Genomic DNA, 8,416 nt, shown 5'->3' with positions numbered 1-8,416 from the left:
CCCCCGCCTCGATGATCGCCTTGGGCACCGAGACCACGCCGAGATGGGTGAGCCTGACTGCCGTCGGGATGACGAAGATGATGGTGACGATGAGACCGGGCGCGTTGCCGAGGCCGAACAGCGTGAGCACCGGGATCAGGTAGACGAAGGTCGGCAGCGTCTGCATCAGGTCGAGCACCGGCAGCATGACGCGGTAGACCTTCGGCTTGTGCGCGGCCCAGATGCCGAGCGGCACGCCGATCGCCATCGCCATGGCGGCGGCGGCAACGACCAGCACCAGCGTTTGCACCGTCTGTTTCCACAGGTTCTGGTTGATGATGAAGATCAGGCCGAGGAAGACGCCGATAGCGAGCGGCCGCGAACGCTGCAGAAGCCAGGCGACGATCGCGATGACCAGCGCCAGAAGCACCGGCGGCACCATCAGCAGGATGCTCACCGCCCCGTCGAGGATGAAATTCAGCCCGTTTGAAAAAGCCCGGAAGATGGTGTCGAAATTGTCGGTCAGGAAGCCGAAGAACGCCTTGCCCCACGGCCCGATGGGGATTCTGTAGTCGGTCAGGAATTTCGAAATCGGATCCATCTTTCCCCTCTCGGCTTCGCCGCGCTTGCCGCGCGGTCACCCTCTCACGTCTCCAGGCATATGAAAAAGGGCAGCCTCTTCAAGGGCTGCCCTTTTCCGGAAATCATGCCGGTCCCAAGCGGCTCAGCTCCCGAGCGCGGTCTTGACGGCGGCAGCCGCGTCGCCGCCATCAAAGGTGGTGACGCCGGCAATCCACGGCGCAATGGCGTCGGGATGCTTCTTCAGCCAGTCTTTCGCCACCGTCTGGGCATCGCCGCCCTTCAGGATCGCGTCCATCATCTCGCCTTCCATGTCGAGATTGAACTTAAGGTTGGCGATGAACTTGGCGGCGTTCGGGCATTCGGTGGTGTAGCCCTTGCGCACGTTGGTGTAGACGGTGGCGGCGCCGAAGCCGCTGTCGCCCATGCCGTCGAGATAGGTGATCTTCATGGCGCCCATCACCGGGTGCGGCGTCCAGCCGAGGAAGGCGATCCACTCATTGTTCTTCATCGACTGCTCGGCCTGCGTCAGCATGCCGGCTTCCGACGACTCGACCAGCTCAAAGCCCTCGAGATTGTCCTTCGGGTTCTTGATCATATCGAGGATGATGCGGTTGCCGTCGTTGCCGGCCTCGATGCCGTAGATCTTGCCGTTGAATTTGTCCTTGAACTTGCCGAGATCGGTCAGCGTCTTGACGCCGGCATCCGCGACATAGGTCGGCACGACGATGCCATAGCCGGCGCCGGTCAGGTTGGTGCTGATCGTCTCGACCGAGCCGTCGGCGGTATAGTCCTTGATGTCGTTGGTCATCGACGGCATCCAGTTGCCGAGGAAGACGTCGAGGTCCTTGTTCTTCAGCGACGCATAGGTCACCGGCACCGAAAGCTGGATCGTCTGCGGCTCGTAGCCGAGCGCGGTGAGCAGCACCGAGGCCAGCCCCGTCGTGGCCTGGATGTCGGTCCAGCCGACATCGGAAAGGCGAACGGCCTTGCAGCTCGCCGGATCGCCGGCATAAGCGGCGGTCGTGGTCAGAAGCGCCGCAAGGCCGATGCCCGCGGCGATAGATTTCATACGCGACATGAACTTTCTCCCATTGCAATTACCAGGCGGTGCGAAGTCACGGTTCTTGCGCCCGCCTTGTTTCGTCAGCCAAACACCATTTTGAAGCCGTTTCAAGCGCTTCAACCTCACGACGAACGGCGCGCGCTGGCCTTTACGCGACATGACAGGCTTTTGAACGACATCGGATTTTAGACGGCAGGGAGTTTTTGGTGGACGGAGCCTCCGCCCCCCTCCCCCGGTGCCGACATGTGAGCTTAGAAGGACGCATGGCCAAGCTTTACTTCCACTACGCGACGATGAACGCCGGCAAGACGACGATGCTCTTGCAGGCGTCCTACAACTATCGCGAACGCGGCATGTCGACGATGCTGTTCGTCGCCGGACATTATCGCAAGGGCGACAGCGGCTTGATCTCGTCGCGCATCGGCCTCGAATCCGAGGCCGAGATGTTCCGCGACGGCGACGATCTCTTCGCCAGGGTCGCCGAGCATCACGAACATACGACCGTGCATTGCGTATTCGTCGACGAGGCTCAGTTCCTCGAGGAGGAGCAGGTCTGGCAGCTCGCGCGCATCGCCGATAGGCTGAACATCCCGGTCATGTGCTACGGCCTGCGCACCGATTTCCAGGGCAAGCTGTTCTCCGGCTCGCGCGCTTTGCTCGCCATCGCCGACGACCTGCGCGAGGTGCGCACCATCTGCCGCTGCGGCCGCAAGGCCACGATGGTGGTCAGGCTCGGCTCCGACGGCAAGGTGGCGAAGCAGGGCCAGCAGGTCGCCATCGGCAAGGACGTCTATGTCTCGCTCTGCCGCCGCCATTGGGAAGAGGAAATGGGCAGGTCTGCTCCCGACGATTTCATTGGTTTTGTCAGCCCCTGAGGTTTAGGCGGCCGAGACACGCCGCATCGGAAACCGCCAGCCAAGCCGCACGCCGAGCGTTGCCAGGGCAATCAGCGCCATGCCGGCAGCCTGCGCCGGTCCGAGCGGGTGGCCGTACATGGCCCAGTCGATGATGATGGCCACGACCGGATAGATGAAAGTGAGGATGCCGATGACCGGCGTCGTCAGGCGCGGAAAGGCGGAGTTCATCAGCACATAGGCGATGCCGGTATGCAGGACTCCGATCCCGGCCAGCCAGCCCCACGACGCAGGCGGGATGGGATGGCCGATGTCAGCGAACGGGGCGAGCAACACGACCCCGACCAGCGTCTGGCAAAGCACGGTGATCTCCGCGCGCTGTTGTCCGAGGCCCTTGGCAAGGATCGTCGCCACCGCATAAAGCAGGGCAGCGCCCAGCGTCAGCGCGATGCCCAACGCCCATTTGGCGTCGGCATGGCCGTGTGTGACGACCAGACCGCTGGCCAGCACCACGCCGAGGAACGCGCCAAGCATCCATAGGATCTGGTCGGGCGAGACGCGTTCCTTGAGGAAGACAACGCCGATCAGCACCACGAAGAATGGCTGTACATGGTAGACGATTGTCGTCGTCGCGATCGATGTCATGCTGAAGCCGGCGAAGAAGGCCGTCCAGCTCAGCACCATGCAAACGCCGCCGAGCGCGGCGAGCGCAAGCCGGGATGGGGACAGCGTCCGGTCCGGCAGGTAGCCGCGCAACAGGCACCACGCGGCTAGGAACAGCGCGCCGAACACGCATCGCCAGAAGACGACGGTGACGGGATGTTGTCCCGACTCCGTGACGAAGGCGCCAACCGTGCCGGCAATCACCATCGCCAGAGCGAGGCTCGCGGCGGGGAAGCGGGCGATCGATATGTCCCTCATCATCGGCTCTCCAACGGATCGAAGCTCATGTGGCCAGCCGAAACGATTTCAATCAAGCGAATAGATTTGTAAGTACCTATTCGATATGCTGATAGCGCCATGGCCGCTCCACTCGACCTCAACCTGCTGAAGACCTTCGTTGCCGTCGTCGAAAGCGGCAGCCTGTCCAATGCGGCGCCGCGAGTCGGCCGCAGCCAGTCGGCGGTCAGCATGCAGATGCAAAGGCTGGAGGACATGGTGGGCAACCAGCTTCTGGTGCGGGGCCCTAGAACGGTCACCCCCAATGCTGCCGGCGAGGATTTCCTCATCTATGCGCGCCGGCTGCTGAAACTGTCCGACGAGGCATGGGCGAGCGTCACCCGGCCGAAGGAAACAGGCAGCGTGCGCCTCGGCGTGCCGGACGACTACGCCTCCTTCCTGCTGCCGCCCGTGCTGTCACGCTTTGCCGAGGATCACCCGCTGGTCACCGTCGAACTCGTCTGCGAGCAGTCGACCGCGCTGGTGAAGACCTTAGCGGAGGGAAGGCTCGACCTGGCGATCGTCACCCGCCTCCCGGATCAGCCGCTCGAGGTGATCAGGCTGGAGCGCTTTGTCTGGGTCGCCTCCCCCAATCACGTCGCCTGGCAGACCGATCCGCTGCCTGTCGCCTTGTTCGAACCTGGCTGCGCGGCAAGGATGAATGTGCTGCAGGCACTGGTGCCGACCGATCCTATCGCTGCACCTATTCCAGCGCCTCCCTGCTCGGACTGGTCGCGGTCGTCCAAGCCGGGCTGGCGGTCGCCGGCCTTGCCCAACGAAGCGTGCCGCCGTCGCTGCGCATCATCGGCGCCAATGAGGGGCTGCCGGCGTTGCCGGACCTCGAGATCGGCATACTGCGCAACCCGCTGTCGACGACGCCGGCAGTCGATCGTCTGCATGATTTTCTGCGCCGCGACCTGGCGCAGCAGGCCTGAGCCGCGGAGACTGCCCGCAGCCCGGGTGTGGCCTTTATCAAGGCTTCGCCCTATAAGGCCGACAGCCAGAACTCTCCGGGGTCAGCCATGCTTCGAGCCATTTCGCCCGCCACGCTTTTCCTGCTTGCCAGCGGCCTTGCCGCGCATGCCGGTGGCGATGCAGCGCTGGGCAAGAAGGTCTTCAACCGCTGCATGGCCTGCCATGAGGCGGCAAGCGACCGCGACAAGGTCGGCCCGCATCTGCTGGGCGTCGTCGGCCGCAAGGCCGGCTCGGCGGAGAGCTTTGCCGGCCATTATTCGCAAGCCATGAAGGATGCCGGCGCCGCCGGCCTGGTCTGGGACGAAGCCAACCTCGCCGAATATCTCAAGGCGCCCAGGCAGAAGGTTCCCGGCAACAGAATGGCCTTTGCCGGCCTGACCAGCGACGACGACATCGCCAACGTGATCGCCTATCTCAAGGCCGACCCAAAACCCTGATCGGAATTGGAAAGAAACTGGTCTTACCGCCGGCGCACGAGATTTGCCGGCGCTGTGTCATCGCCTTGGCCGTCCGTAAAAACAATAGCTTAAGGCATAAAAGCTGAAGCTGTTAGACGGCGTCGCTCATTACTGGCCGCCATGCACATGCTTGCCTTGTCTTTCAAGGACCTGACCAGTTCTTTTGTTTTGACGTCTCGCCTTGTCTTCCTTCTTTCAATCCCTTGAAGCCCCACATATATTCGCCGCCACGACATGGAAACGGATGCCGAAGCGGGAGGCCCCAATGGCGACATTGCAGAATTTCGATGCCGAAATTGCCAAGACCAAGCAGGTCGTGCAGGACATGCGCACCAAGATCGAGCAGTCCGGGACGGTGCTCGACACGCTTGCCCAGGCCGACAAGAAGATCGGCGACGCCAATTTCGACATCGAGAACGCCCGCATCGAGGACGTGCTCAAGCAGCAGAAGGTCATGGAAGGCAATATCGCCGACCTGATCATCGGGCTCGAGGACGCCACCAACGTTTTCGGCGCCGAGTTCGAGAGCATGAAGAGCTACACCGGCTGGGAAAACTTCGTCGGTGTCTTCTCCGAGCAGCGCAAGCAGCGCATGCGCACCGACCGCGTCCGCAACATGTCGCTGGCCGGCAATCTGCAGGAGCTTTTGGCGAAGTCGGATACCATCGTCGGCATCCTGAAGGCGCAGAAACAGATCCTCGACCAGCGCTACAAGACTTCCGAGACCAGCCTGTCCCAGGTGATCGAGCGCCGCAAAACGACCATGTCCAACCTCGAGGCCGTGCAGAAGCGCATCGAGGAATTGAACCCCCTGCTGCTCGACATCGAGAACAAGATCGCCGCCTCGACGACCCAGAAGGAGCGGACCGAGCTCGAGGGCGAGCGCTCCAAAATGGCGACCGAGTACAACGAAAAGCAGGCCAAGGAGCAGGAGCTGCTCGCCGAAAGCCAGACGCTGGAGCGCTATACCTCGATGTTCCAGACCTTCGTCGATTCGCTCAACAACCAGATCGCCGCGCAGTCGACGCTGATCAACAAGCTGACCATCGACACCGAACAGCGCATCGTGCTGTACAAGGCGCTGGAGGATTCGCTGAAGACCGCCGCCCAGCAGGACGTCGCCCACAAGATCAACACGCTGGGCAGCCAGGTCGACAACACGGCCGAGGAGACGATGGCCGGCATCGGCGCCGCCTCGCAGAAGCATATCGGCGACCTGCTCGAGATGCATGAGAAGAACATGGTGGCTTCAGCCGACATCCAGCGCCGCAAGAAGCTCGCCGACGACGCCTTCGCCCGCCGCTTCGACGATGTGATGAAAAAGCACAATTCCGCCAACTACGTGCAGTCCTAAGCAGGTTCCGCAAAAGTGTCCCACGGTTTTGCGGTCAGAACCTGCGAAAAACAAAGGCATCCAAGCAGATATTCGTGGGGCACCCTACGAATATCTGCTTGGGCGGCGCCGCTGATATCGTCTCCACGGCAGTCCCATGACACCTGAGAACGACGCGGCGGCCCGCTATTTTTCCGCCATCACGGCGGCGCTGGGCGGACTGGAAGTGTTCATGCGCGACGACCGCTCGCCGCTTTACCGGCACGGCATCGTCGCCAGGATCGTCGCGGAATATATCGCGCGGCTGGACAAGTCCTTTGCCTGCTGGCGCAACCGGCTGGGCTTCATGGACACCTTCCGCATATCGCGCGCCGACAGCGGCTACCCCGTGTTCCAGAACCTGCTCGAATTGGAAAACGACCGCCAGCAGGCCGACGCCCGCCTGGCCAACATCCCGCAAGCCGGCGAGCTGCGCGAGGAGATGGCCGACTTCATCCTGCGCCACAAGGAGTTTCCCGAGGCGCTGCAGAAGTCGATGGCCGAGCGGCTCTATCTGGAGGACGTCAAGAGCGAGGCGACCTTCGGCCCCTTCACGCTTGCGCAGACGGCCAAGGTCTCGGTCAACCCGAAGACCATGCGGCCCTATTATCTCGTCCACTGGGCGACATTCGACGGCAGCGCCAACCTGCCGCTGATCTACATGGTGACGGTCGAAGACTCCTCCGAAAGCATGGTGCGCCAGCTTGTCGACGACAGCACCGGCAAGCTCAACGAGCGCGTCGACATTCCGCTTCCCGTCGATGGCCTGCTCAATCCCGAGCTTGCGCACCGCTTCGACGATTTCACCGAGAAGAATTCGGCCTACACGCTCTCGCCGGCAACGATCGCCGTCAATCTCGACAAGGATTTCGAGCCGCTGCATCCCAAGCAGCTGCGGCGCGTGGTGCTCGGACCCTTCTACTCGGCCGGCATTACCGACAACAATTCGACCGTGGCCGAGGTGCTCTCCAAAGTGCGCAAGCCCGAGAATGCCTGGCTGCTCACCTGGACAATCCAGGAGGTCTTTTCCAAGAGCGAGAAGCCCGGCCGCAGGGGTCTTTTCTCCAGCGAGAAGACGACGCAGGAATTCTTCATCAACACCGACGATCTCGAAGCCGCGCGCCAGGGCGTCTCGAGCTACGAGAACCACGCGCTGATCCCGCACGAGGCCTACCAGGCGCTCTATGCCGCGGGTGAAGCGCAGAAGATCTTTTCCGGCTACAAGGTCCACATCCTGTCCAACGGACAGGTCATCAGCGATGTATGATCGTCAAACCGCGGAGCATCCTTCATGGACACCGGCCTGACCACGATCTCGGAAGCCGCAATCGAGAAGCACCGCACTGTCGCGCAGAGTTTCATCACCCGCATCGTGGTGCTGGAGGACCCGTCGCGCGAATCCGGCACCGCGCTCGCCGGCACCAACCGCCGCTTCGTCTCGACCGTGTCGGTCGGCTCGGTGCGCCGCACGCGCGAGGTCGAGCTCACCAAGACGGTCGCAGCGATCCATCCCGACGACCAGTTGATGAGCATCCCGCAGCACACGCTGCTCTACCGCGCCCGCCGTGGCCTCGCTATCGCGCTCGCCATTTCGGATGTCTTCGCCGAAGGCTCGGACCTGGAAAGCCTGCAGGCCAAGAATGCCCGTGCGCCGCTGGAGGGCGACGAGGCGTCGACCTTCAAGAAGCTTCTCTCGGCTTCGGCTTACGTCTCCGCTTTCAGCTTTGCCTCCTATCTGTTCCAGCTGATCGACAGCGACGGCGAGGCGCCGAACGATACCGCCGAGCCCGACTTCCTGTTCGACACGCCGCAGGACGCGGTGAAATCGATCGTGGCCGGCCTCGACAAGGCGATCGCCGGCTCGAAGGACGATGCGGACCTGATGACGCGTGCTCGCGCCTTCGCCCGGGTCGCCATCGACGGGCTCTTGGCGCGCAAAGGCCGCTTCGACGGCATAGGCCCGTTCGAGAACGCGCATATCCGCATCGACGTCGACGATTTCACCCTCGACGGCTTCGACGTCGCGCCCGGCAAGCGCTCCAAGCCGCTGGTGATGACCTTCAAGAAGCCGGAAGAGGTTGTCGGCAACCACATCGCCAAATTCCAGTCGGTCAGGCTGGCCAAGATGCTGATGGCCTATGATTTCGAGCGCGAGCTGAACCCGTTCGTCGAGCTTGGCGGCTTCCTGTTCACC

General features: G+C 62.6%; 8 protein-coding genes and 2 pseudogenes. 7 read left to right on the top strand and 3 right to left on the bottom strand.

Annotated elements, in window-relative coordinates; translation table 11 throughout:
- Both EOA24_RS19180 and EOA24_RS19175 read right to left on the bottom strand, forming a co-directional pair.
- On the bottom strand, positions 1 to 580 hold a 580-nt coding region (locus EOA24_RS19180; protein ID WP_127409978.1), incomplete at its 3' end, for an ABC transporter permease subunit.
- Between the two features lie 123 nt (positions 581 to 703).
- The gene (locus EOA24_RS19175; protein WP_042640272.1) at positions 704 to 1,639 is read right to left on the bottom strand and encodes a choline ABC transporter substrate-binding protein; all 936 of its coding nucleotides are present in this window, start codon (positions 1,637 to 1,639) and stop codon (positions 704 to 706) included.
- A 248-nt stretch (positions 1,640 to 1,887) separates the two neighbouring features.
- On the opposite strand from EOA24_RS19175, the gene EOA24_RS19170 reads away from it, so the two are divergent.
- On the top strand, positions 1,888 to 2,499 hold the full coding sequence (locus EOA24_RS19170; protein WP_126081619.1) for a thymidine kinase: 612 nt from the start codon (positions 1,888 to 1,890) through the stop codon (positions 2,497 to 2,499).
- Between the two features lie 3 nt (positions 2,500 to 2,502).
- On the opposite strand, the gene EOA24_RS19165 is transcribed toward EOA24_RS19170, so the two are convergent.
- A complete protein-coding gene (locus EOA24_RS19165) occupies positions 2,503 to 3,402 on the bottom strand; it encodes a DMT family transporter (RefSeq protein ID WP_245466969.1) in 900 nt (299 codons plus the stop codon).
- 96 nt (positions 3,403 to 3,498) lie between these two features.
- On the opposite strand from EOA24_RS19165, the pseudogene EOA24_RS43140 reads away from it, so the two are divergent.
- The 6 genes and pseudogenes from EOA24_RS43140 to EOA24_RS19140 form a co-directional block, all read left to right on the top strand.
- Positions 3,499 to 4,035 (top strand): annotated as a pseudogene (locus EOA24_RS43140) (LysR family transcriptional regulator); the annotation flags it as partial.
- A 164-nt stretch (positions 4,036 to 4,199) separates the two neighbouring features.
- A complete protein-coding gene (locus EOA24_RS43135; protein WP_245491109.1) occupies positions 4,200 to 4,352 on the top strand; it encodes a hypothetical protein in 153 nt (50 codons plus the stop codon).
- Positions 4,353 to 4,439: 87 nt separating this feature from the next.
- Positions 4,440 to 4,829: a cytochrome c family protein gene (locus EOA24_RS19155; protein WP_126081618.1), complete on the top strand. Its 390-nt coding sequence runs from the start codon at positions 4,440 to 4,442 to the stop codon at positions 4,827 to 4,829.
- A gap of 286 nt (positions 4,830 to 5,115) precedes the next feature.
- The gene (locus EOA24_RS19150) at positions 5,116 to 6,204 is read left to right on the top strand and encodes a hypothetical protein (protein WP_042640276.1); all 1,089 of its coding nucleotides are present in this window, start codon (positions 5,116 to 5,118) and stop codon (positions 6,202 to 6,204) included.
- A 136-nt stretch (positions 6,205 to 6,340) separates the two neighbouring features.
- Entirely contained in the window at positions 6,341 to 7,489 is a 1,149-nt protein-coding gene (locus tag EOA24_RS19145; RefSeq protein ID WP_126081617.1) for a hypothetical protein, read from the top strand.
- 24 nt (positions 7,490 to 7,513) lie between these two features.
- Positions 7,514 to 8,416 (top strand): annotated as a pseudogene (locus tag EOA24_RS19140) (AAA family ATPase); the annotation flags it as partial.

This window comes from Mesorhizobium sp. M2A.F.Ca.ET.039.01.1.1, from assembly GCF_003998035.1.
Taxonomy (GTDB): Bacteria; Pseudomonadota; Alphaproteobacteria; order Rhizobiales; family Rhizobiaceae; genus Mesorhizobium.
The sequence above is the reverse complement of the archived record's forward strand: the minus strand, read 5'-3'. Positions and strand labels throughout refer to the sequence as shown.

Coding starts and splice junctions, on each gene's coding strand:
- EOA24_RS19175 (WP_042640272.1), bottom strand. CDS start 1,639: ATGTCGCGTATGAAATCTATCGCCGCGGGCATCGGCCTTGCGGCGCTT.
- EOA24_RS19170 (WP_126081619.1), top strand. CDS start 1,888: ATGGCCAAGCTTTACTTCCACTACGCGACGATGAACGCCGGCAAGACG.
- EOA24_RS19165 (WP_245466969.1), bottom strand. CDS start 3,402: ATGATGAGGGACATATCGATCGCCCGCTTCCCCGCCGCGAGCCTCGCT.
- EOA24_RS19155 (WP_126081618.1), top strand. CDS start 4,440: ATGCTTCGAGCCATTTCGCCCGCCACGCTTTTCCTGCTTGCCAGCGGC.
- EOA24_RS19150 (WP_042640276.1), top strand. CDS start 5,116: ATGGCGACATTGCAGAATTTCGATGCCGAAATTGCCAAGACCAAGCAG.
- EOA24_RS19145 (WP_126081617.1), top strand. CDS start 6,341: ATGACACCTGAGAACGACGCGGCGGCCCGCTATTTTTCCGCCATCACG.